General features: G+C 34.7%; 23 protein-coding genes and 1 pseudogene. 13 read left to right on the top strand and 11 right to left on the bottom strand.

What is annotated here, in order from left to right; translation table 11 throughout:
• Positions 1–182 precede the first annotated feature (182 nt).
• On the bottom strand, positions 183–1,916 hold the full coding sequence (locus HNR27_RS14955; RefSeq protein ID WP_429340350.1) for an ABC transporter ATP-binding protein: 1,734 nt from the start codon (positions 1,914–1,916) through the stop codon (positions 183–185).
• Between the two features lie 270 nt (positions 1,917–2,186).
• Here HNR27_RS14955 and HNR27_RS14950 point away from each other — a divergent pair, with 270 nt between their 5' ends.
• Entirely contained in the window at positions 2,187–2,453 is a 267-nt protein-coding gene (locus HNR27_RS14950; RefSeq protein WP_429340349.1) for an ABC transporter permease, read from the top strand.
• A gap of 248 nt (positions 2,454–2,701) precedes the next feature.
• Here the strand turns inward: HNR27_RS14950 and HNR27_RS14945 are convergent, their stop codons facing one another.
• From HNR27_RS14945 to HNR27_RS14920, 6 genes are all read right to left on the bottom strand, one after another.
• Positions 2,702–4,978 carry a M28 family peptidase gene (locus tag HNR27_RS14945; RefSeq protein WP_429340348.1) on the bottom strand — a complete coding sequence of 759 codons (2,277 nt, stop codon included), beginning with the start codon at positions 4,976–4,978 and terminating at the stop codon, positions 2,702–2,704.
• A 711-nt stretch (positions 4,979–5,689) separates the two neighbouring features.
• Positions 5,690–6,886 (bottom strand): class I SAM-dependent rRNA methyltransferase, encoded by a 1,197-nt coding sequence (locus tag HNR27_RS14940; protein WP_429340347.1) that lies wholly within the window; start codon positions 6,884–6,886, stop codon positions 5,690–5,692.
• Between the two features lie 370 nt (positions 6,887–7,256).
• Positions 7,257–7,940, bottom strand: a complete 684-nt coding sequence (locus tag HNR27_RS14935) for an N-acetylmuramoyl-L-alanine amidase family protein (protein ID WP_212921760.1) — start codon at positions 7,938–7,940, stop codon at positions 7,257–7,259.
• A gap of 331 nt (positions 7,941–8,271) precedes the next feature.
• Entirely contained in the window at positions 8,272–9,156 is an 885-nt protein-coding gene (locus HNR27_RS14930) for a polysaccharide deacetylase family protein (protein ID WP_429340346.1), read from the bottom strand.
• A gap of 193 nt (positions 9,157–9,349) precedes the next feature.
• Positions 9,350–11,191 (bottom strand): sensor histidine kinase, encoded by a 1,842-nt coding sequence (locus HNR27_RS14925; RefSeq protein ID WP_429340345.1) that lies wholly within the window; start codon positions 11,189–11,191, stop codon positions 9,350–9,352.
• Positions 11,188–11,871, bottom strand: a complete 684-nt coding sequence (locus HNR27_RS14920) for a response regulator transcription factor (protein WP_429340344.1) — start codon at positions 11,869–11,871, stop codon at positions 11,188–11,190. Before HNR27_RS14920 ends, HNR27_RS14925 begins: the two co-directional genes overlap by 4 nt.
• A gap of 272 nt (positions 11,872–12,143) precedes the next feature.
• On the opposite strand from HNR27_RS14920, the gene HNR27_RS14915 reads away from it, so the two are divergent.
• The 4 genes and pseudogenes from HNR27_RS14915 to HNR27_RS14900 all read left to right on the top strand — a co-directional run.
• A complete protein-coding gene (locus HNR27_RS14915; RefSeq protein ID WP_429340343.1) occupies positions 12,144–12,572 on the top strand; it encodes a MarR family winged helix-turn-helix transcriptional regulator in 429 nt (142 codons plus the stop codon).
• Positions 12,573–12,704: 132 nt separating this feature from the next.
• The gene (locus HNR27_RS14910) at positions 12,705–13,586 is read left to right on the top strand and encodes an NmrA family NAD(P)-binding protein (protein ID WP_429340342.1); all 882 of its coding nucleotides are present in this window, start codon (positions 12,705–12,707) and stop codon (positions 13,584–13,586) included.
• Positions 13,583–14,068: an anthrone oxygenase family protein gene (locus tag HNR27_RS14905; RefSeq protein WP_429340341.1), complete on the top strand. Its 486-nt coding sequence runs from the start codon at positions 13,583–13,585 to the stop codon at positions 14,066–14,068. Before HNR27_RS14910 ends, HNR27_RS14905 begins: the two co-directional genes overlap by 4 nt.
• A 60-nt stretch (positions 14,069–14,128) precedes the next feature.
• Positions 14,129–14,329 (top strand): annotated as a pseudogene (locus tag HNR27_RS14900) (recombinase family protein); the annotation flags it as partial.
• Positions 14,330–14,547: 218 nt separating this feature from the next.
• Here the strand turns inward: HNR27_RS14900 and HNR27_RS14895 are convergent.
• Complete coding sequence (locus HNR27_RS14895; RefSeq protein WP_429340340.1) at positions 14,548–15,330, bottom strand: TraX family protein; 783 nt, start codon at positions 15,328–15,330, stop codon at positions 14,548–14,550.
• 942 nt (positions 15,331–16,272) lie between these two features.
• On the opposite strand from HNR27_RS14895, the gene HNR27_RS14890 reads away from it, so the two are divergent.
• From HNR27_RS14890 to HNR27_RS14855, 8 genes are all read left to right on the top strand, one after another.
• A complete protein-coding gene (locus tag HNR27_RS14890; RefSeq protein WP_429340339.1) occupies positions 16,273–16,977 on the top strand; it encodes an excalibur calcium-binding domain-containing protein in 705 nt (234 codons plus the stop codon).
• A gap of 236 nt (positions 16,978–17,213) precedes the next feature.
• Entirely contained in the window at positions 17,214–17,411 is a 198-nt protein-coding gene (locus tag HNR27_RS14885) for a hypothetical protein (protein ID WP_429340338.1), read from the top strand.
• A 2-nt stretch (positions 17,412–17,413) separates the two neighbouring features.
• Positions 17,414–18,466: a hypothetical protein gene (locus tag HNR27_RS14880; RefSeq protein WP_429340337.1), complete on the top strand. Its 1,053-nt coding sequence runs from the start codon at positions 17,414–17,416 to the stop codon at positions 18,464–18,466.
• A 191-nt stretch (positions 18,467–18,657) separates the two neighbouring features.
• Entirely contained in the window at positions 18,658–19,395 is a 738-nt protein-coding gene (locus HNR27_RS14875; protein ID WP_429340336.1) for a hypothetical protein, read from the top strand.
• Between the two features lie 57 nt (positions 19,396–19,452).
• The gene (locus HNR27_RS14870; protein WP_429340335.1) at positions 19,453–20,283 is read left to right on the top strand and encodes a hypothetical protein; all 831 of its coding nucleotides are present in this window, start codon (positions 19,453–19,455) and stop codon (positions 20,281–20,283) included.
• Positions 20,284–20,349: 66 nt separating this feature from the next.
• Entirely contained in the window at positions 20,350–20,451 is a 102-nt protein-coding gene (locus HNR27_RS14865) for a hypothetical protein (RefSeq protein WP_429340334.1), read from the top strand.
• 101 nt (positions 20,452–20,552) lie between these two features.
• A complete protein-coding gene (locus HNR27_RS14860) occupies positions 20,553–21,203 on the top strand; it encodes a hypothetical protein (protein WP_429340333.1) in 651 nt (216 codons plus the stop codon).
• 644 nt (positions 21,204–21,847) lie between these two features.
• Complete coding sequence (locus tag HNR27_RS14855; RefSeq protein WP_429340332.1) at positions 21,848–22,258, top strand: CBO0543 family protein; 411 nt, start codon at positions 21,848–21,850, stop codon at positions 22,256–22,258.
• Between the two features lie 264 nt (positions 22,259–22,522).
• Here the strand turns inward: HNR27_RS14855 and HNR27_RS14850 are convergent, their stop codons facing one another.
• From HNR27_RS14850 to chbG, 3 genes are all read right to left on the bottom strand, one after another.
• On the bottom strand, positions 22,523–22,825 hold the full coding sequence (locus HNR27_RS14850; RefSeq protein ID WP_212921755.1) for a PTS sugar transporter subunit IIB: 303 nt from the start codon (positions 22,823–22,825) through the stop codon (positions 22,523–22,525).
• Complete coding sequence (locus HNR27_RS14845; RefSeq protein ID WP_429340331.1) at positions 22,822–23,160, bottom strand: PTS lactose/cellobiose transporter subunit IIA; 339 nt, start codon at positions 23,158–23,160, stop codon at positions 22,822–22,824. Before HNR27_RS14845 ends, HNR27_RS14850 begins: the two co-directional genes overlap by 4 nt.
• 82 nt (positions 23,161–23,242) lie before the next feature.
• Positions 23,243–23,992, bottom strand: a complete 750-nt coding sequence (chbG, locus tag HNR27_RS14840) for a chitin disaccharide deacetylase (RefSeq protein WP_429340330.1) — start codon at positions 23,990–23,992, stop codon at positions 23,243–23,245.
• Positions 23,993–24,006 lie beyond the last annotated feature (14 nt).

Here is a 24,006-nt window from a genome sequence, read left to right as displayed (position 1 = left end):
ACCAAATTTACCAACTATAGTGCTACTGGACAGTAAACAACACATACCTAAGTGAAATTATAATCTGTGACAAATTTTATGATGATTTGTGACAGGGTTAGTTATAACTCATAGATCTTGTTTATACGCCAGTCCATTTATTTGCCTACTGTAATACGCTTAACAAATCCCCTACTTCTACCTCAGGTTAATTGCTGTTCTGCAAATTCTTTATACAACTCATGTGTATCCACAAGTTCTTGATGGGTACCCATCCCAGTTACTTCCCCATTTTCAATAAAGATAATCTTATCAGCATTTACAATGGTTGATAATCGGTGGGCAATAACAAAAGCAGTTCGCCCTTCCATTAATCTCGTTAACGCATCTTGGACAATTCCCTCTGATTGACTATCTAAACTTGCTGTTGCTTCGTCCATCATTAAGATTTTTGGATTTCGTAAAAATGCTCTTGCTATATTAATTCGCTGCCTTTGACCACCGGAAAGATTTACCCCTCTTTCTCCAACCTCGGTGTCTAGACCTTTACTAAATTCTTTAATAAATTCGTCGGCATATGCCATTTTTGCAACTTCCCACAATCGATCATCTGGAATACGATCTGCATTAGGCATACCATAGGTTAAATTTTCACGAATCGTCCCAGCCATAATCGCACTTTCTTGCGATACATAGCCAATTTGACTTCGCCATGACGCTAACGATAATTTGTTAATCGGTGTATCGCCAACGAATATCCCCCCAGAACTCGGCTCATAATATCTTTCGATTAAAGCGAATATAGTCGACTTTCCACCACCACTTGGACCAGCAAAAGCAATCATTTCTCCCGGATTTGCGTTAAAGGATATCTTTTGCAGGACTGTTTCTCCTTCCTCATATGCAAACGATATATCGGATACATGAATAGGTTGATTGGCTATATCCATCTCTATCCCATCCTGCCCGTTCTCATCAGACAAATGAAGAATATCAATAATTCGTTCTGTCGCTCCTTTAGCCTTTTGCAATTGGGTGAAAAACATCGCAAAAGAGGTAATGGGGAAGATAATTTGAAATAGATATAGTAAAAATGCCACTAGTGAACCTGTAGACATGGTTCCTTCAGCAACACGAATTCCTCCATAACCAATAATCACAACAACTACAATCATCATCACGGTATACATTGATGGACCGATTAAGGCAGAAATTCGTGCTTCCTTTAATCCAAATTGAAATAATCGATTAATACCTGCTCTTCCCTTATGTTTCTCTACGGATTCAGCAGTAGATGCCTTCATCAAACGAATTTCACTGATTGTCTGTTGAATCGTCCCTGAAAATGCAGCCGTTTCATCCTGTAGTCCTCTAGATACTTTTGACATTTTAGACCCTAATGGAATCATAATGGCCATCGTAAAAGGTACTGCTATCAACATGATCAACGTCATTTTCCAATCCATGATAAGTAAAATAATAACTGCCCCAATAATTGTAATGATCCCACTAATAAATTGAGGGAAATGCTGGGTAATTAAATCCTTCACTATTCCGGTATCATTCACGACTCGACTAACAGATTCTCCGCTTGTCTGTTTATCGAAGTAGCGTACCGGGAGGCGGATAAGCTTACTCCACATACTCTCACGTAGCCTTGCTACAACTCTCTGTCCAACAAATGCAAGTAAATAAAAAGATACCCCATCTGTTACTGCCTGTAAAATGAACACAGCAGCAATGGCGATGATAATTCCCGTACTCAACGATTCTAATGAAAATCCATCCACTAATTGACCAGTCAAATGCGGTATAGCCAATCCAATAAGGGTGGTAATAATACTTCCTATTAATCCGAAAGTTAAAGCGACTTTTGGGATATTCGTTGATTTAATAAGTGATAAAAAAGGTCTTAATCCTTGATTATTATTTTTCATATTTTTATAGCTCCTAATCATTTTCATATTGGAAACTATCTTCTATTGTAAAACCTTTGCTCTACGATAACCATTTTAAGCCCTCTATGGGGCAAAAAAACATCCATACTGACATTTGCATTTTGCGGGATCATTAACTTAATCATTTACCTTCTCACAACCTGCAGTAAAAAACACCTCGAAGTAAACAGTTGATACCGTCCACTCCGGGTGCCTTCTGGTGTAATAATATTTTATTGCTGGATGGCAAGGTAATCGGCGAGTTGAAGCGTGGAATCAGCGAGTGCTATTACCTTTCTCATCATGTTTTTACCTTATGTAAGCAGTGCCTTTGTTCCTACTGAGACAATGCCAAAATGGCTACACCCCTTTGCTGAACATCAACCAATGACACCGCTTATTGAGACATTACGTGGATTTTTAACAGGAACTCCAATTGGAAATAGCGCCAATTTAACACTTCTGTGGTTTGGTTCTTTGATGATTATCTCTATCATAATAGCCACTATTATTTTCAAGAGAAAGAAGCTGGAATAAGGTAGTATAGCAAACTTTATATGAAATGAAAGTTTAACTAATTTATTAAGGGCAATATCTTTCCAGAACATGACACTATTAGAAAAACTAACACATTCTCTTGTCCTTTAGCGAATGTGTTAGTTTTCTTATGTCGGTGGAGGATGAAGCGTCTGTACGAATCAACCATATAAAATCAGTTGCGGAAAGAGCATGTAAAGTTGTTATCACCGAAACATTAACTATCTTTTTAATTGCCACCCTAAATACTAATAACGAAAAGACTTCAAAACCATATTATAATCCCCATGCGTCGTCATATTAGCAGGTCTTTCCGAATAAGAATGCTCTTCTGGAAGTCCAAACGTCTTACCTATTAAATAAAAATCGAGACTTTCCCCTGCTTTTATCGTAAAGGACATCGTAAAGCCTTTACTTAAGCCAAAAAGCTCAATAAAATAGGGATTCTCCTTTGAGTAATGCTTTTCATCTAATTGTAGTTCTTCACCATTAATGGATAATTCGTTTATTGAAATATTACTATTTGTACCAAGTTCGATGGCAATTGCATTTGGTGCTGCAATATCTAACGTAATCGTCCTCCACCCATCTTTCTTCACATCCGAAATTAACTCGGATTGTGGAAGATTGGTATCATAGTATGGTGCATCTGCTGTATACATTTCCTCGAATCTGAAGGATGGAAGTGGGTGCTCATCGAACTGTGATTCATCTGCTACAAACTGTTTCGTAAAGGAATCTGGCTTTGTCTGTATTCCCCAAACGGCCTTCTCTAAGTCCCCATCAGCCATGTAATAGACTTGATTTCCAATCGGATGTTCACTGGTTGCCTCCACCGCTATTGTTTCATAGGTTACGATACTGACCCCAAGTAAGAGTAGTCCGATCGCATATTTCCAGCTTCCTTTTAACCTTGCAAAAACAGGTACAAATAACATTAGACATAAAGCAGCAACGGTCATAACGATATGGATGACGGTTATTGTTAACGCAATATACATGGCAAAAACTAAAAATGTAAATAGTATGATACCTGGAACAAGAAAAGCACTATACAAGAGAACATTATTTTCAGTCGAAAACTTCCTGTCTTTCCAAAATACTAGATTCGTTCCAATCAAACTAAAAATTAATGGCCAAACAAATAAATAACTTGCTCCAGTTAAGAGAATGCTAGAAACACAAGCTAATAGAAACCATCCAATCAAAACCCCCATCACAACTTGAAATGCCCCTATTTTCTTCTGAACGACGTAAGTGAAAAGAATTAACACTGCCGCAGTAATAAGTAAAAAACCAATTAAATAGATACTTGCAATATGCTGGTCAAATTCCAATAGCCAGCTCACATCCTCAGCAAAAAATGTGACAAGTTTTAAAGCGAATAAAGAAATACCATAGGCAACAGCAAGCGATACTAAGAATAAAAGAAATCCGATTAGTGTTCCTAATACAGATACAAGCTTTCTTCTGATTCCATGAATGACTGTGGCAATAAGCCCAATTAATGTAACGATTAATAAAGGTATGACGAGGCTATCGGAATAAGAAACGAATGTATGAGCAACCGGATTAAAATAAACAGCATTTTTCTCTGATTGATTATCTATCTTGCTTAAGTCGATATTTCCAAAGTGAGTCGCAAGTTCATATGCGTATGTAGTATGATGCATGAGTGTGTTTTTATCAACAAAATCTAAACTATCAATAGTAGTATGATAAGAGTTAAAACTCTGTGCACTAGCAAAATTCAACCCTTGCATACCAGCACCAACAAATTCAGTTAGATCTGTTCCATTTGGCATCACGTCGTATACTTCCTTTAAAAATGAATTGGAGGCTGGGCTACTCGTTGCTTTTTGGAACTCCTTAATAAGCGCGCCATTTCCACCACTCGTTTCAAACATAACCGTAGCCCCTTTAATTCCTCTTGCCTCGAAATTTAACACGACGTCCACATCTTTTGCCCACGGATGTTCATTGACAAAAGCATTTGCACCAAGAAGCCCCAATTCCTCCCCATCTGTTATTAAGATAATAACATCATTTTTAAGGGATATATCTTGAAGTATTCGAGCTGTTTCCATCAATGCTGCAACACCATAGCCATCATCACTCGCACCAGGACTTACGAAAGTACTATCGTAGTGAGCAGCAAGCATAACGGTACCAGAGGAATCGGAACCTTCCATTTTCGTTACGATATTTTGAACACGGGTTGCCCTTTCTCGTTCCGGTTTATGAACTATCGTGTCTTGTATTTCCACATCCAAACCCATTTCCTCTAATGTTTGGATGAGATAATTTTTTACCCTCTCATGTTCTTCTGATCCAACCGGATGAGGTTTCTGTGCAATATTTTCAAGAAATCTCCAAGTACTTTCAAAAGAAACCTCCGACGGACTTGCCTTATCCCTATCCGGTGCCTGTAAAGGCGTCAATCCAATGACAATCCCAAATAAAAATATTAATATTGCTAGTAACCCATAATAAGGTACTAGCTTGCCTAACTTACTTTTACCCATGCACATCCCCTTGCCCTCTGTTTTGTCTATTTTTTAATTATTCTAGCAGTAATTACCAATAAAAACACGTGAAAGGACCTTTTGCTTCATAATGAAGTAAATGACCACTGGAGCCCTCATTCTACTCTTCCCAATAGTTTCCTTCGCCCCCAACATTAGATATAAGAAAGGATGAATTAATATATCGCAATAATATTACCTCATTCTTTCTTGTTAAAAAATCTTAGGTAGATACAAAACGTTCTATTATTTCAATCAAACTTTTTTATACTCACATTTATGACGGTGAAACTGATGGTAGTACAGTGTTACTATCCTTCCTAAAGAAAATCCCTCTAGGAGGTGGAAATAATAGACTTATGAGCCATAGCAATCAAAGAACAGCATCTGGATTATTACCGGGCTGACAGCCTTATACCTGATTAAAATACCCAGTTTCCATTACGAAAGATTGGAACAATCACGACATCCACATGTGCAGTTGACACATTCCGTTCGTTTTTCCGCAACTCATCCTCACTCTTTTTGTTTTGCCCTCTTTTCAGATATTCCAATTTCCAAGAAATGGTTTGGCTGAATTAGGCTGAATAACTATCAGAAATGCAAAAAGCATCTCCCTCGCAATTAAGAAAGATGCTGATTTATTTCGGGTTAAACTTCATTTACTTGCCACTTCCAATACTTCACTGGATAGATCCCATTCGCATTTTTCTATGGCAAATTCTTTATAAACACGACCTTAAGATAGTTTCCTTCTGGGAATTCTTTTATTGTTTTAAAGTCTTTTGGAAGGGAAAATTCCTCCACTAGCTGATATTTCCTGTTTGATTCTCTGAATGCCTGATCAATAAAACCTTTAAATTTTTTCATATTAAAAGAACTTGAATTGGTGGACGCAACGATAATCCCCTCATCTTTTGTTATGGAAATAGCTTCCTTCAGAAGATTTTTGTAGTCCTTTTCAGCGCTGAATACTATCTTCTTTGACCTTGCGAAGCTTGGAGGATCTAGGATAACCAAGTCAAACTCTAGCTGCTTTTTCACCGCATACTTAAAGTAATGAAACACATCTTCCACAATGATATCCTGTGATTCATCATCTATTCCGTTCAAGCTAAACTGCTCAACTGTCTTGTTTAAGCTTCTATTTGCTAAATCCACACTTGTTGTTTTCACTGCGTGTCCTAAGGCAGCAGCAACCGAAAAGGCGCCTGTATAGGAAAAGGTGTTCAGTACGTTCTTACCTTTCGCGTAAGCATCACGGATTTTCTTCCTGACTTCCCTTTGATCTAAAAATATACCAACCATTGCACCTTCATTTAGGTAAACAGCGAAGTTCACGCCATTTTCTTTTACGATAATCGGGAACGTTCCTCTTTCTCCCGCTACGAAGTCATCTTCTTCAATATATTTCCCACTCGTATCAAATCTTTTCTTTTGGTAAATGGCTTTAAAATTAACCAGTTCTTTCAGCGCTTTGATAATATACTCCCGAAAATGGTAGATTCCTTTACTATACCAGTTGATTAAATAGGACCCATCAAAATACTCTATCGTTAAGCCACCTAAACCATCGCCTTCTCCATTCACGACTCGAAAGGCATTCGTATCCGTACTATTAAAAAACGACTCTCGATAGTTAATCGCATCTCGCAATTTATTCACAAAAAACCGTTGGTCGATCTGTTCATTCTCATTTCGACTAAGAACCCAGCCGTAACCTTTGTTTTGTTTGCCAAAATAGCCTTTTGCGATGAACCTGTTCTTTTCATCAACAAGATGAATAATAGTTCCTTCTTTCATACCTTCGTTCATATTAAGGATGGCTTCCTTTGATATGAGCGGATAACCGCTTTTATATTTATTTGCAAACTTACCTTTTACTGTTAACGTAACATTATTTTTCATTTTGTCATCCTACCAGAAATTTTTTTATCGCGTACACAATATTGTATACAATCATTTCGCGCGTCATTCATGCTGAACATAATAGATGATTACATAATCTAATAGTATTGTAAATCATTTACCTTTTGGGTGTATTTATCTTCCATGTCTTTTTAAGGATAGTAACTATTATATTAACCTGCTATTTATGAGATAAAAATTTTAAAAGGGATTTACAACGTACATAATAGAACCTTTTATATGTATGAGAGTAATATTCAAAAACAATCCCTCCTTACAACTAATTTTGTGAGGAGGGATTGTTGAGTGGATCTTACGTATTAGGTAACTACGTTGCTCTAATATAATCCATAAAAACAGTCATCCTATATTAATCGATTAAATAATCCATAATCCCATCACGAATCGCTTCCGCAACAGATTGTTGAAATTGCTCCGATAACAGCTTTTCCTCTTCCTGAGGGTTTGTTAAATAGCCTACCTCCAATAATACAGCAGGCATCGTTGTGTCTTTTAAAACAAAATAATTTTCTTTTTTCACACCTCTATCTCGAAAGCCTGTTACCTCAATTAATTGTTGATGTATTTTATTTGCTAGTAATTTTGAGTTCTGATGGTAATAATATGTTTCTGTACCAGATACCGTTGGATCATCAAATGTATTCCCATGGATGGAAACGAATATATCGGCTGATAGGCTATTAGCAAAGTTTGGTCTTTCCCGTGTCTCAGAAGAAAGGAAAACATCTTCCTCCCTAGTCATGTATACCTCTACCTGAGGTTCTCGCGCTAATAATTCTTTAACCTTTTTTGACAGACTCAACGTATAGTCCTTTTCATAGGAACCACTAGCACCTATTGCCCCTGGATCTTCGCCACCATGTCCGGCATCAATCACAACTTTATAGTTATCTGTTTTAGGACTGGATCCTTTTGTTTCTTGATTGCTTATGCGTTCCTCATTTTTAGGAACCTGCTCCTGATGATCCTTCCAAGTAAAAAATAACAGCAATACGACTAGTATAACTACGAATAATCCAATCCATTTTTTCATTTATACGCTCTCCCTTTACTATGCACCTTTTTGCTACACTCATTTTTAACTGGAGAACAACAGTTTTCACATTTTTCAAGGACTCTATTCTTTCGAAATCAAAGCACTTGGCGATACCCGCTGTTCTAGTTATCGTTCAAAGGTTAACATGGTGAAGTAAAGCTGAAATGAAGATAGGATAAATATAAAATTAAGATTTCAATAACTACACTAGAAGGATAAAAATATTAATTTGCCTTATAAATAGACGCAATAGAACTAAGGAGACATTATCCTAGTCTAGCAAATGACAATCATCTACCAAAGCTAACAATGCTAGAAAACGACCCAATTATTTACCAATCCGATAACAGCGATTATAGCAATTAAAGTTATACGGTTCTGCACTTTCATCGATTACGCTTGTTTGATAGCCATGCTCCTGTAAATAGCTTAATAGAATGGACAAATGACTAGCCGTTTCACCGCGATCATGCATGAGAATAATTGGCGTTCCCCCAGCCTGTACTAGCTCTTCTACCTGGGAAATGACATTCTGGACATATTCATCCGCTGATAAATTCCAATCACTGCTGTCTACATTCCAATCCCATAATTTAAATCCATCATTCTCTAGCACCGTTCGAAATGAGTCTGTTAAATAAGGGACACTACCAAAAGGGGAACGTATTAAATGCGTACGAACACCGGAAATTTGTTCTAGTGTTGCTTGCCCTGTCCTCATTTCATTTAATGCAGCCTGCTCGGATTGATAGAATTTATCTCTATCATGGGTAACACCGTGTAATCCGACAGTATGCCCTTCCTTTATCATACGTTTCACCATATCTGGATAGGCTCGCATTGCTGGTTCAAGCATAAAAAATGTTGCTTTTGCGTTATACTGCTTAAGCGTATCCAGAATCTCATGTGACGCCGAGCTAGGTCCATCATCAAACGTTAAGTAAACAGTCCTCTCTGTTTTATTATCACGTTTTGGTTCTTCCTCATTCTTGTTAGCTGTTTTATCATCCTGTTCTGGTTCTTTCTCAGTCTCATTAGCTGTTTTCTTTTCCACTTCCTCTATAACATTTTCCAAATCGACCTCTATTAATTGTTCACTACTAGTTTCATAGTCGCTCGAGCTAACCGTTTTAGGTTTATTACTATCTATTAGTAAAAAAACTAATATAATCAAAAATACACAAATGATTTGTAGACGGTATTCCTTTAGCACTTCGCTTACCTTCCTTTCGTATGCTGCATTAACTCTCCGTTTAGGCATAGCGTAATGGAATGAAATAAAGATAAGAGGAAGATAAGGTGAATATAAGGTAAAGTTTTGAAAACAATTCACCAGAAATTCCAACTCAACAAAAATAAGCCATCCAACGCATGATACTATGTCAATTATTAGACGGCTAACTTCATTAAATAGTTTTATTTAAATAAAAATAAAAGCAAACACCTTTCTCGGTATTATATACGCCATAGTCGACATCATGTAATTTTAAAATGTTCTTCGATATAGCGAGTCCTAATCCTGTCCCTTCCTTCGAGCGCTGCTCCTTGTTACCTTGGTAGAAACGATCCCATATTTTCTCCAATTGGTTCGGATCAATTGGATTACCTTCATTCTCAATCATTACTTTAACGGTTGCGTTCTCCTCGACGGTAGAAATCGTAATCTGTCCCGACTCAGGCGTATGGCGAATGGCATTGACTAAGAAGTTTGTAACCACCTGCTCAATCCAATGTTCATTCGCAACAACTTCTATGGGCTGCAGCTGTAAATCAACCGTTAGCTCCTTGTTTTGGGCATTGATTTGCAGGTGTTGATACACATTATTGATTAATTCATCAATGAAGAACACTTCCATTTTCATCTTATAGGTTCCTGATTCAAACTTCGCTAACTCCAACATATCAACGATTAACCGATCCATTCGGTCAACCTCGTGATTCATCGCAGAGAAATAATACTCCTTTTTCTCTTTGGCTACTTCATCTTCAATGATCGCGATACAGCTTTTTATAATACTTAGCGGCGTCTTTAATTCGTGTGATACACCGGCAATAAAATTTTTACGAGTCATTTCTAATTGCCTTTCTTTCTCGATGTCCTGCTGTAATGCCTGAATATAGGAATGTAATGTGTCTGATAGAAAATTGATGTTCTTCGATAATTCACCAATCTCATCCTTCGATTTGACGGGAACTCTTTCGGCAAAATCTAAGTTAGCTATCCGTTTTGCTGTACGATTGATTTTTAATAATGGACTTGCTATTTTTTTAGAAAAATAGAACGCCGCTAACAGGATTAATAGAATGACACCAATAATAATGTAGATATAGTAATCCTCCATCATCTCGATTGCCTCATCGATGGGCTGTAGTGAAGCCATCGTAAAGTAGTAGATGGTATCTCCATTGCTGTCCTTTCCCTGATCGATTAACATGCGATAATTGATACCATTTTCCTCATAGGTTAATTCCTGCGGTACGGTGATATCCACATTTCCAAAAATCAAATCGATTTGAAATCCCTTAATTCTATCAAGGAATTGTCGATTTGATAGTGGTGTGGCATATAAGAGACTGTTATCGTCTGGTATGTGTACCTCATCAATACGTCCATATAATATTTGTTTTACCGTGTCCTTATTCTCCACATTTTTATTTACTGCTGATGCAAGCAGATTGTTCTTCCAATAATCAACATTATCAAGTCCTCCGTCTAGCATGTAAAATGGAGTCTTTGCTTCATAGAGTGATTCTTCCGTACTTGAAATGAGCTCATAAGGATAAATGACGCCATCTTTTTCCAAACCATGAATTTCAATTACCTGTTTTTCCTTTTCTTTAAAGATAGCAATCTGTTCATTGTCATCATACATGTTTTCTAAATAGTAGATGGGTATGGAGATACTTTCTTCGGTAAAGTTTATTTTGCTATTTTCAGAGACAAACCGATTATACAGCTTCACAGAGAAGTCCTTCGTCCCTTTGATATATCCCTGTTCATCTAACACCGCAATCCATGCATTGTTTTCTTGATAAAACTGTTGCTCTAATTCTTGTCGATCCCTATCATCCTCTAGCTTTTGATAATCTAGCTTAAACAGATCGACGGCTTCTGATAACTGCTTCATCTTATTATTCGCATAATAATCCTTAAACAGTATCGTTTGACCAACAAAAATGCTCGCCAAAATTAATAAGCATAAGCCAGAAGTCAGTAAAAACAGCTTTACAACAATACGATTTATCATTCTATTTCCTCAAATTTATATCCGGCACGGACAACTGTTTTGATTTGATTGGCCCTTTTGCCAAGCTTATGTCGTAGATTACGGATATGTGTATTGATGGTACGATCATCCCCAGCATAATCGTAGCCCCATATTTTGATAATCAATTGCTCTCTTGATACGACGATGTTCTTATTTCTCATGAGGTAGGTTAATATTTCAAATTCGGTATGGGTTAATGCGATTACCTTGCCTTCCACTTTAACGGTATGGGAACGGAGATCTACTTCTAGGTCATTACTCGTTAGCACTTCATGGTTTTCACTCAATGGATGACTTACCTGTGATGTAAGTAAACGCTTCGCTCTCGCTAGCAGTACCCTTGGACTAAAAGGCTTCGTAACATAATCATCCGCCCCTAATTCAAATCCTAATAATGTGTCCTCTTCATCCGACCTTGCTGTCAGCATAATGATCGGTACTACAGACGTTTCACGTATTTTCTTACAGACGGTCCAGCCATCTAATTCTGGCATCATAATATCGAGAATGACTAAATCAACATGCAAGCTTCCGAATAAGGTTAATGCCTCTGTACCATTTCTTGCCTCTAACACCTTATATCCAGCATCTAAAAAGTAGTCCTTACTTATCTCTCTTAGTATATCTTCATCTTCTACAATCAAAATAGTTTCTCTCATAATAACTACCCCTGTTTTTAATAACATTGAAAAATTCTAAATTCGGATTCATTACTAGAATTATAACAATAACATGTAAAGATTAGATAAAGAAAAATTGGAATCTTCATGGCTTTGGTAGCTTTTTAGGATGGCAGGATGGGATTTTGTTGGATGACGTTAATAAAAAATTACAGAAAAAAAGTTTTAGTACTTTACAATTTTCCGAAAACAATATATAGTTGTATGTACAAACAAAATAAAACTTATTTTAAAGACTGGGATGGTTAAGGATGCTCGAAAATTATCTTAAAGAATGTTTATACTTTACTGCCAATCGACTCAGCAGAATTGTTGCAAAAATGGCAGAGGAAGAATTTAGAATTAGTGGCTTATCGCCAACATATGCTTATTTATTAATGGCTGTCTATGACAAAGAGGGAATTTCTCAAAAGGAGTTAGGTGAAATTCTCCATCTAAACCCTTCTACCATTACACGTTTTATTGAAAAGCTTACTGCTAAAAATTTGATCTATAACAAAGTAGAAGGACGATTATCGCTCATTTATACAACTGAAAAGGGTAGAGAGCTAGAAGAAACCATTTACAAATGCTGGATGAATCTTAGACGTCGCTATTCAGACATATTAGGTGAAAAGGAAGGAGATGAATTAACTCTTCGTCTGGATCAAGTTAGTAATCAATTAGAAAATAAGGAATAACCATTCTTTATTTTCTAATTAAATAGTTGTATGTACAAACAACTATTTATAAAGATTGAAAGGTGGTGAAATTCTTCTGCAAGTTACCGAGCTTTGAAAATAAAAATTGAAAAAAATAAGGAGGAATTTTTTATGAATGAAATGAAGAATGAGAATGTAAACAAAAAGTTGCTTGAGAAAACAGGGAATGGCAATCAGAAACCAATCTTGATACTAGGTGGAACAGGTAAAACCGGACGACGCGTGGCCAATAGACTTTCTGCGCTAGGGTATCCTGTACGAATTGGTTCCAGATCAGGAACACCATCCTTTGATTGGAACAATCAAGCGAGTTGGGAATCACTTCTTGAAGGGGTAGGTGCTGTTTATATTACTTACTATCCTGACTTGGCTGCTCCAGGAGCTGCAGATGCAGTTGGAGCTTTCTCAAAGTTAGCTGTGGAAAAAGGGGTAAAACGATTGGTATTATTATCTGGACGCGGAGAAGAGGAAGCACATCGAAGCGAGGAGGCCCTGAAAGCTTCTGGGGCAGACTGGACGATTCTACGATGTAGCTGGTTTGCACAAAATTTTAGTGAACATTTTCTTTTAGACTATGTGCTCAGTGGTATAATCGCTTTGCCAGTTGCAAACGTGAAAGAGCCTTTTATCGATGTTGAAGACATTGCAGATGTTGCCGTTGAAACAATTATTAACCCTAAACATATCGGTCAGCTTTATGAACTATCTGGACCTAGATCACTAACCTTTGCTGAAGCAACGGAGGAAATCGCCAAAGCAAGCGGTCAGGACGTTCGTTATCAATATATTTCTACAGAAGAATTTAAATATGGGCTACAGCAGGCTCAACTTCCAGAGGATATTATCTCTCTCATGATGGAATTATTCACTAAAGTCTTAGATGGTCGTAATTCTCATACTACAGATGGAGTCAATCGTGTCCTTGGTCGGGAGCCTCGAGATTTTAGTGAATATGCGAAAAGTGCTGCTGCAACTGGGGTGTGGAATACTTGATTGAAAAAATCACATCATTACTAACCTTTTTTGCAGCTCTCGGATCAGGGCTAATTGCTGGTACGTTCTTTGTATTTTCAGCCTTTGTCATGAATGCCCTCGCCCGGCTTCCCTCACATCAAGGAATTGCAGCCATGCAATCAATAAACATTGTCGTAATCAATCGATTATTTCTCACCGTATTTACAGGTACGGCAGTGGTAAGTTTTATTCTAATCCTCATCTCATTATTTAATTGGAAAGACACCGATGTTGTGTTTATCCTTTCTGGAAGTTTGCTGTATCTTATAGGCAGCTTTCTCGTCACAGGAGTGTGCAATGTACCCCTTAACGATTCTTTAGCGAATTTAGACGTAAAAGATGCAGCAAGTGCAAGTCTGTGGAAGGAATATATTGTAAATTGGAAGGCTTGGAACCATGTTCGAACAATCACAAGTCTTGCGGCTATGGTATTATTTATTCTCGCACTATGGAGGAACTAGTCGTAACTAAATTAAAACAAGCACAAATCGAAACTAAAAATATCGGAATATTCACAACTAAAGATTGTAGAACGTACTCAAGAAGGAAAGGCAATAGCAAAGCAACGTGACGATTTTAGGGAAGGTAGACCGAAAAAATTTACTAAGCAACAAAGGGAACATGCTATGAAACTTTTAGAAACACATTCTTATAAAGAAGTGGAAGCTATGACAGGTATTTCGAAAAGTACATTAATTAGAGAAATGAAAAAGCAGAAATAAAAACATTAAGGAATTACAGAGGACTAAGTGTAGGGAATGATAATCTTCATTTTAATTCAAGAATTCTACATGTTTGTATGAACAAAGAAGAAACCATAGAGTACTCTAACATAAATGTAAGGAGTGATACATTTCTTGTACCACTCCTTCGTTTAATATAGGTAACACTAGATTTTCAATTTTTCTTTTCATTTTATTGCAATCTCATTTAAATTTTACTATTCTAGATAAACGCCAATTAGATACAATACTATAATGTGTACTGGATAAAAAATATAGAAGAAATACTTTAGACCAAACCCCTTTTTCCCATTATGAAGTAAAATGAGTGGCAATGCACTTAACATCATCCATTGATAACTTGCGAATGGTGCCATATATGTATAAAGAAAATTATATGAATCCCCTATCTTTTCGTAGGCTACATAACATAAGAGTGAAAATAAACTATACATTATCACTGTTTTCCCCATTTTGTTTCTAGTAAAATGAAACAGCAATCCTAAAAGAACAAAAAGCGGACCACCTTCTACAAATAGAATACTACCAAATATAGATCCAACAGCTAAATAGATGACTCTTGCTGAACCTAAAACATCTAAGTTTGATAGTGTTTGTGCAAAGAACACGCTCAAGATAAAGGCAATAATTTGCCATAAAATCAAATATTTATATTTCTTGCTGTTAAGTAAACTTATGACTATAAGAATTATATAAAGTGGAGCAAAAAAATTATTAGATATTTCAGTTCCATTATGGTTAAAAGTGTTGTTAATTATCAAAATCAATATTGACATAATAAAGGAAAATATATAAATACGCTTAATATATTTTTTCCTATCTTTCGTATGATGGTAGCCTTCAACTACTCCATAGATAAATATTGGTGCTGCTAATCTACCTATCCATTGAAACCATTCCGGGGTATTAGGTATAAATTGACCAATGTGATCCACAAGCATTGCAATTAGACCAATAATTTTTAGATTAGTTGTTGTCATTGATTTCCACTCCTGATATCTGTACACTATCGAAATTAAAAAACGCCATAATTATAACATGGCGTTTTTTAATGGTTAAAATTCTAGCCCCTCAATTGTACCACCAAATTGGCTTGGAGCTAGATAGTATTTTGCATTCTTATCTAATTTAGGAAAAGCCATAGCTAAGCGGCGTGACGATTTCATGGAAGGTAGGACAAAAAAATTTTCAAGAAAACAACGAGAACACGCATTGGAATTGTTAAAGGAAAAGCTTATAAGGAAGTATCAGAAATGACTGGTATGTCTATAAGTACTCTTGTAAGGTAGAAAAGAAAGGTTAATAGCTTGAAAAGTGATGTTTAACATCTCTTAAACTTGTGTATAAATTTGGTTTCCCCTTTATACATTTTCTTTTTCAGTGCTAAATAAAATATCCATCTAATTTTGTTATACCCTATTTAAGATAGAATTTGAATGATAATGAATTTATATTTTTTCTTCTATATAGTTCATTCCACGATCAATCTTTATATGCTAATATCATATTTCTCTTAAAAAGTGAATGATGAAAAAATTATTATAAATAGCCCCTTAAACCAAGATCTCACTTCTTTATCCATATTTGAGTATAAGTTGAATAATGGAGGGATCCAAGTATATCCAATAACAAATATGTTGGATTCTCAGCAAACGAGTGGAATAGTTATACAAAGCACTCAAAGTTTTTAATTTATCTGATTATTTGTGTTTTCTTAAAATTATGTTAGTATCATGATGGAGGTCCGATCAAGTTAATTTTAAGTAAGGTTGATAGCAATACTATAAACCGGTGAATTTCCATAATGGTCGAGATGAGGTCTAAAATTAGTAAAAGGTTATGAAGAATTTAACAAAAGTAATAAAAACAACTGAATCTTATTTCATGTTGATATTTATAATAAATAAAAAGGAGTAATAAAAATGAATGCATTAGGTGTAATAGGATTTCTAGCTATTATTTTTTCCATTTCATATCTTATTTATCATTTCATCAAGAAATTAAAGGACAAAGAAAGAACTATCTCGAAGAAAATATTATATCCCAATCTTTTTGGGGGCTTATTGTTTTTTATTATTGGAATCCCATTTGTCGACACAGGAGTTCAAGAACAACTTGAAGAAGTACGAAAGCAAAACGAACAACTAGTTACATTACAAAAATCTTTAGAATCGGAAAAAAAGGAACTGGAAAATCAAATCATTCAACTCGAGGCTAAGGTTGAGGAGACATCAAGTAAAATTACTGAGTATGAAAACCAGTTAGAATCCTTTGACGATAACAAAGCTGAAATAGAATCAATGACAGAACAAATAAACAGTCTTACAACAGAAAATGAAAAAATGGAAAAAGAGATTAAAGAATTAGAGACCAAGTTAGCAAATGCACAAGCAGTTGCATCTACATCAATACCAAGCAATTCTACTAGCAGTAATTCCAGTGGTGGTAGTACATCAAAGACCAATGAACAATCTAAAAAAGAAACACAGACACCAGTAACGAAAGAGAACTTTAAGAATTGTACAGAACTAAGGAAGGTACATCCAAACGGAGTACCTAAAGACCATCCAGCCTATCAATCAAAAATGGATCGAGATAAAGATAATTGGGCTTGTGAGTCTAGTTAATAATTAATATTGCTAATAAAAAACGTCAGTTTAGCTGGCGTTTTTTATTAGTTGAAGTTTGGAAAGGTATTGCTTTAACTAGTTAAAGCAGACACTACCTAAAAATTATAGTATTATTTTGGAAATCTAGAGAAATTGTACTTAAACTAACGGTTTAGGATTGCGGTTGTAATAACTTTAGAACAGTTAAGAGATACTGACTAAAATTAGAAAATACTGATAAGGAGTTGGTAGGAATGAGAGTCTCTCAGGAATTTATGAAGCAGTTAGAAGAAATGTATCAACTATATGAGGAAGAAATCAAGGAAAAATTTAAAAATGGGTTGTTAAAGGAGAGTGCAGCTAAAACATACTTAAGACATTCAGGAACGTTTGTAAGGTGGTGGAAGGGCGATTTTTATCCAGGAGCGAAGAATAGACAAAAAGGGGTATAAAATTGGAAAATTTAAAGGGTTATGCAACATACCATATTTTTAATACACGTCAGGCTGAGTTGGTTCGTGATATTAAAATTAATGAAAATCTTTATTTTGATTATAGAGAAGATCCTAGTTTTATGAATTGGGTTGATAAAGAAGGATATGGTGCCTCGTCATTTCAAATCAAACCAAAAGAAGAGGATATAAATGGTAAACTATTGAACAATTTTAAAAGAGCTAATGAGTTAATCATATATGCTCCAGACCAGGATATTGCACAAGATATAAGTAATCTAGTACGTGGAGGAAGACTTCTTGAATATCCGTCTTTATACGAAAACACGAGCTACGGGTTTATAATTGAATTAGATCATGACTATATTTTTTATGAAAGGTATAAACAGAATTCAATTTGTGAGCACATTGTATTTGCGTGTTTGGTAGCAGCAAAGGCATGGAAAAGCAAGAGCCTTATTTACTGCATAGAAAAATATAAATTTAGTCTAAATTTGGACTCGTTTTCACCTCATTCAGCATCTCCTATATACGGACAAGTTTTTTCAATAGAAGATAGAGGTTACTCTTACCATGTTAGAGCAGGTTACGCTTTTTTAAGTGCTTACTCAATTATTGAAGAGTTGGGTCTTGAAATACGGTCAAGTTCAAAAAAACCTCGTTTTTTAAAAAATAACGAATGGAATCCAATTGTTAAAGAAGATATTTTACAAAGACTTTCTAAAATAGGAATTTCTGAATCCGATACAATCAATTGGTTAATAAGGGGAACCCCTAGCAAACTATATAATAGTATCAAACCTAGATTGGGGATTAACTCAAAGTGGAGTGATGGTGAAGAAGTACATGACCAAGAAATGTACATTTATGATGCCATTCATTATTGTAGTTATATTAGAAGTTATTTTATTGCACATAAATTTGATGAGATCATTCGTTACATTAACCCATATGACATTCATAATGTTCAATTATTAGCTAGAAGATTGATACTTGGAAAATTAGGTCTTTGGGGATTCGACAACGAAAACCCTAAAGAATATATAATAAAATAATTGGAACAAACTGCTGACAGATATTTCAAAGAGTACATTAATTAGAGAGAAAAGAAAAGTAAACCTTAAAAAGTGGGGAAATTTGTTATGAAAAGATTATTAGCTTCAATGATTACAGCATTAATTTTACTAATAATAACGCAAACACCAATTTTTGCAGAAGAAAATTTACAACCAGGTCAATGTTCTCTATGACAATAAAGTCAGATGTCCATGATTGGAATAATAAAGCTCAAGCTGATGGTCCATGTAGAGGTCTAGTACAAGGATATTATTTACCTGCGAGTGATGTCTTTCCTGAAAGTTTCGGTATTATAGGAATGGCTAACTATGAAATAACAAAAAACGGAAAACAATTCACAATAGGAACTCCAAAACACCCTTACGGCGAGTCAGTTTTAACTGTCTATATTGTTAAAGTTGCAGAACTTAAACCTGAGCCAAGGCCAGAATCTAAAAAAGAAAATAAACCAAAAACAACTCAACCTAAGGAAGAAACAAATTCAAACACTACAGCAAAAGTAGAATCATCTAACACAGCCGTTAAAGAAAAATCTGAATCTACTAATCACTCACCGAATAAACAACAAAAAGAAACAACTTCTAAAGACTACGAAAATCAGAAGGAGGAAGTAGATACCGTTTATGAAGGAGTTGAAGATGATATTCAAGAAAATAATGAGGAAAGTATAGGATTGAGCGAATTTCAAAAGAGATCTACTTATGAGAAACTAAACCCCTTTGAAGAATCAAGTGTAGACATAGCAAATGAAATAGAAATACATAAAGAGGATGAAAAGTTAGATTCAAACGAATTAACAAATGAGCCTGGTCGTAAATCAATTATTATAATATCGAGTTCTATAGCTATTGTTTTGATAATAGGTGTAATTATTTTACGGTTTAAAAAGAAAGGTAAGATTACTTGAAATTAACTAAGTTAAGTAAATTGTTGTAAAAGTAACTATGGAAAGTAGGTATAAAACATGAATTTATCAGGTATATTAGCTATTCTTAAACTTATTTTACCCGTTCCCAGTATTGCCATTGCTGGTATTGCAATATCAATTATAATTTTTTATTTCAAATTTTCACCCGTATCCTCTTTGACTGCAGAAGAAATTCAAATAAGGTTATTCTCTAAAGAAAAAAGGATATTAGTTAATCTTATCAATTACATAATAAAAACATTTGTATGGTCAATAATTATATTTGGTACTACATTGTACCTTATAAAATTTAATAAGACAGTTTCTTTAATCTACGATAATATTATTTTTCCAGTTTTAATAATAGAAATTCTATTTTTTATGCTATTAATATCAAAGGAATATAATCAAATTGGTAAAATTAATGAGAAGATCAAGAATGTAAAATTATTTAGGTTGCTTTCAAAACTTAGATTTAAAAAAAAGTTTCGTTTTTTATTAGTGGCTTTCTACATGCTTTTAATTATTACTACCTTTTCTTCTTTGTTGGCACATATGTACAATTTGTTCAACGATACAATTGATTTAAACTTTATATTAGCAGTTTACTTAGTAACTTATTTAGTCTGTCTCATAATACCATTTATTTCAAGCCCATGTGCAGATTACATTACTGGGGAAACTGTAAATAAATACAAAGATATTTACATTTTAGATGATAACGAAAACAGATGGTATATATATTATCCTATTAATAAAAGTTTTGTTCTCTTAGGTAACAATAAAGATGAAATTCTTTGTAGTCAAAAAAAAATCCTTAAGTTTGAGGATCTCAATGATTTAGTAATTTATTTGGAAAAAAATGTTCTCACTGATAGTACAGATTAATTAATTTTATATTTGATATCAATAGATTAACCATTGACGTAATAATCTATTAAATAAGGGAAGTTTTTGTATGCAGAACACGTTATAGAATTACTAGAAACACACTTTTTTAAAGAAGTAGAAGCTAAGACATATATTTCTAAGAGTACATTGATAAGGGGAAAATAAATTAGTTTAAAAAAGAAACTAAAAATTGACTGTCTTCCAACCCTTAATATTCGCTACACTAAGGTCGATATAAATAATATATATTAGACGGGGGAAAGAATATGGATACTAAACCTTCAATGGATCATAGAAACAAGTTAAAAGAAAACATTAGTCTAACCAGTCAATTAGTAAAAAGGTTGCAACAAAATCACAAGGATTATAATAGGATCACCAAAAAACCTTTAAACTTTAATTTCGGCTACCATGTGCTGAGCTTGATGGTTTGTTTCTGCTTTATTTTTTATCTTATAATTTTTCTAGGAAATACTGTTTTTGCTGAAAGTGAAGTTATAACCAAACTTGATAAAATGGATTTTAGTGATTTTATTACTTGGTATTCAATTTTAATAGTGTTTTTCTATATCTTTAGTTATGTAATTATTAATAAAGTTGCTTTTAAAACTAAAATCAAAAAAAACTTTGATAGACTAAATGAAATAATAGAAGAAAAGCCCAATCTGATTAATCAACTTAAAACCCAGTCTTTAGTTCCTGAAGATTACTGGAACATTTACGCATTGAATAAATTTGAGAAATATATCAATAACCAAAGAGCTGATTCTTTAAAAGAAGTAATAAATCTGTTTGAACAAGAAGAAAGACACGAACAACAGATAAAAGAAATGAAAATCATGCAGTCAATACAACAGGCTACTTATAAAAAAACAAAGGAAATTGCTGCCATTAGCTGGATAAATCTACTCAAATGATAATTAAGCATAATTGACAAAAGACTAATTAACAAAGTTTACATTGTTTCTGGTGGCTTATTAATAAAGACAAGATAATATAACATTACACAAAAAACCATACTTGCAAGGTATGGCTTTTTATGTGCTATTATTAATAATTTATTTTAGTTACTAACTTTCTTTCTCTATCTTCAACATTTCTTCTTCAATAGAGTATAAATCCTTAGCAGTTCAAGGTCTATAATTAATTCGTTTTTCTATCGCAAAATAGAAATGGGCTTGGGAATCTTCATCTATCTTAGATATTATCCGTAAATCAGGCTAAAGTGTCACCTTAAGATGTAGATTTCCCTTGTGTTAAGCAATAACTATAAATAAATATAAATAGTCCATTTTCTCAATTTGAAATTGGACTTTTTATCATTACTTCGAAACAGCGCTCGATTATGGAAAGTCGTAAGTAGTTAGAGAGGATAACATTTAATTTATCGCATGAAATAAAATGTTTTTAACAACATTTAAAGGATAATATTTCTTGGATAGGTAATTTTAATAGTAAATTATATCCGTTGAAGGGATGGCCATACGTGGAGAAAAAACTGCTAAGACTACTTACTGCTTTGTGTATAGCTTCATTGCCATTTTTATTTAGAGGCCCAAAAATGAGAGAAAACCTTGTTATTTTTTTCTCTAAAGGAATTCTTTCTACTCTTATTGATGCTTATGTTGTGGCGACCAGAAGAATTGAATATCCTGTACGCCCTTTTGCAAAAATTTTTAAAACCAATATTATGTATGACATGTTGTTCTTCCCACTTTTAAGTGTGTTATGGGTGAAGCTTTCTTATAGGGATAACCTTCAGAAAATCCTATGGAAAAGTCTGATTTTTAGTGTTCCGATGAGTATTGGTCAGTGGTACTTCGAGAGGAATTCCAAGCTATTTAAATGGAAAAAATGGACAGCCCTCCACACCTTTGGAAGTGTCAGTTTTACTTTGTTAACGATTAGGGGATTTGTAGGTGCGATAAAGAAAATAGATCACGTAAAGAGTAAAAAAGAAATAGCTGAATAAAGATATTACATATCGTGCACTTCTTCTAGACTAGGATGATTCTCTTATTAGAACAGCCTGCGTACAGGGTTTGTTACAATTGTTTCAATAGCAATTAATCAACGATACAATTTATTTGTATCAAATTTGAACGAGCAATAATAGAAAAAAACTTCGCTAAAAGGCTATTCTCACGCAGGCAGAACCCATGATTTTAAAAGCATTAAAAAAGGCTATCGAATGTTATCCGATAGCCCAAGAAGCTTCATCGTTTTTTAGTCTTACCTAATTTGTCATAGCAATTGCTTGATCCAAGACCTTATCTCCCTGGAGCATACCATATGCCATCTGGTCGATAACATCAACTTTAATTCCCTTTGGTTCCACGAACTCTCTTATTTTCTTTTCAAGGTATCGAACCTGTGGACCTATTAGTACAACATCGAGGTTTTCTAGATTATTGATTAATTGGGACTCTGCAACAGCATTTATTTCCACCTCTATATTTCGTTCATTAGCGGAATCTCGCATCCTTGTAACGAGCATCGATGTGGACATACCTGCTGAACAGACTAAGAGAATTTTCATGATTTTTTCTCCTCCAATTGTTGTATTCTTTCATACATGGTAATCATTTCATTTGCTAGTTCCTTAACCGTCAGGGCTGTCATTAAATGATCCTGTGCATGAACTAATATGACCGTAACCTCATTTTTCTTTCCGTTTGCCTCATTTTGTAAAAGGTCTGTTTGTACATGATGCGCTTGAACAAATTCCTGTTCTGCTTCCTCAATTTTCCCTCTTGCCGCTGTGAAATTATAATCTTTCGCATAGGAAATCGCTTCCATTGCACATGAACGAGCGTTCCCAGCATGAAGAATTATTTGGAAAGATAGTGTTTGAATATCTTCTAATGATTGCATGCTCATCCTCCAATTCTGACCTGCTCACGATATATCTTCTACTATACCACTAAAATAATAGGGTGATAGTCTATTTATCTACCTATAGCATTCGATAATTAATTAGCTCAATCCCTAATTCATTTACATAGTTTTTAATTCGATCTGATGTCAAGATGGTATACTCTTTCAATCGTGTATCAACATATGAACTTTTGGATATCAGATCAGGATCAATATATGCTGGATGACAATTAATTTCCACTGTCTCATTTTTATCTAACGCAGAAACGTTTCGTAATTGTCCCTCAAGCGTTTCATAGCTCACCTGTTCTCCATAAAACGCCCGCATCATGAATGTCGTTCTCTTTACCGTGTTATATGCTACATCTAAGTTCGGGACATTCATTGCCCTTCTCAGTGGAAGACCGTATTTCTCCGCTAAAGCAATCGCAATAGGTAGCGCTATAGCATGCTCATGAACATTATGGTGACTATCCAGATGAGTCGGACGTAAACCAGTAGACAAAAATCTTTCAATCTGGGCTGTCCACTCGCGTTCAATATCCTCTGGTTTAGCATGATCGAAAATAGTATGCTGGCTATAAAAGCTTCCATTAGTATCGGTTAATGAAGAGACGTTTTCGGAAATTGGTGTCCCACTAGTTAGAACAAGATGGACACCAACCCCTAAATCAGGATTCTGTTTCGCTAAATCCACCGCATGAGCAACATGAGGGGAATTACACATCATCGTTGTTGATGTTACAATCCCATTTTTAAAGGCATCTACTATTCCATAAGTAACCGCACGTGTATAGCCAAAATCATCCGCATTTACTATTAATTTCATCTGATTAACCTCGA

This window comes from Ornithinibacillus bavariensis, from assembly GCF_050433565.1.
GTDB classification, from domain to species: domain Bacteria; phylum Bacillota; class Bacilli; order Bacillales; family Amphibacillaceae; genus Ornithinibacillus; species Ornithinibacillus bavariensis.
Note: the sequence above shows the minus strand (reverse complement) of the source record. Positions and strands in the feature narration are given on the sequence as shown.

Coding starts and splice junctions, on each gene's coding strand:
- HNR27_RS14955 (WP_429340350.1), bottom strand. CDS start 1,916: ATGAAAAATAATAATCAAGGATTAAGACCTTTTTTATCACTTATTAAA.
- HNR27_RS14945 (WP_429340348.1), bottom strand. CDS start 4,978: ATGGGTAAAAGTAAGTTAGGCAAGCTAGTACCTTATTATGGGTTACTA.
- HNR27_RS14940 (WP_429340347.1), bottom strand. CDS start 6,886: ATGAAAAATAATGTTACGTTAACAGTAAAAGGTAAGTTTGCAAATAAA.
- HNR27_RS14935 (WP_212921760.1), bottom strand. CDS start 7,940: ATGAAAAAATGGATTGGATTATTCGTAGTTATACTAGTCGTATTGCTG.
- HNR27_RS14925 (WP_429340345.1), bottom strand. CDS start 11,191: ATGATAAATCGTATTGTTGTAAAGCTGTTTTTACTGACTTCTGGCTTA.
- HNR27_RS14920 (WP_429340344.1), bottom strand. CDS start 11,871: ATGAGAGAAACTATTTTGATTGTAGAAGATGAAGATATACTAAGAGAG.
- HNR27_RS14915 (WP_429340343.1), top strand. CDS start 12,144: ATGCTCGAAAATTATCTTAAAGAATGTTTATACTTTACTGCCAATCGA.
- HNR27_RS14910 (WP_429340342.1), top strand. CDS start 12,705: ATGAATGAAATGAAGAATGAGAATGTAAACAAAAAGTTGCTTGAGAAA.
- HNR27_RS14895 (WP_429340340.1), bottom strand. CDS start 15,330: ATGACAACAACTAATCTAAAAATTATTGGTCTAATTGCAATGCTTGTG.
- HNR27_RS14890 (WP_429340339.1), top strand. CDS start 16,273: ATGAATGCATTAGGTGTAATAGGATTTCTAGCTATTATTTTTTCCATT.
- HNR27_RS14885 (WP_429340338.1), top strand. CDS start 17,214: ATGAGAGTCTCTCAGGAATTTATGAAGCAGTTAGAAGAAATGTATCAA.
- HNR27_RS14875 (WP_429340336.1), top strand. CDS start 18,658: ATGACAATAAAGTCAGATGTCCATGATTGGAATAATAAAGCTCAAGCT.
- HNR27_RS14870 (WP_429340335.1), top strand. CDS start 19,453: ATGAATTTATCAGGTATATTAGCTATTCTTAAACTTATTTTACCCGTT.
- HNR27_RS14860 (WP_429340333.1), top strand. CDS start 20,553: ATGGATACTAAACCTTCAATGGATCATAGAAACAAGTTAAAAGAAAAC.
- HNR27_RS14855 (WP_429340332.1), top strand. CDS start 21,848: ATGAGAGAAAACCTTGTTATTTTTTTCTCTAAAGGAATTCTTTCTACT.
- HNR27_RS14850 (WP_212921755.1), bottom strand. CDS start 22,825: ATGAAAATTCTCTTAGTCTGTTCAGCAGGTATGTCCACATCGATGCTC.
- HNR27_RS14845 (WP_429340331.1), bottom strand. CDS start 23,160: ATGCAATCATTAGAAGATATTCAAACACTATCTTTCCAAATAATTCTT.
- chbG (WP_429340330.1), bottom strand. CDS start 23,992: ATGAAATTAATAGTAAATGCGGATGATTTTGGCTATACACGTGCGGTT.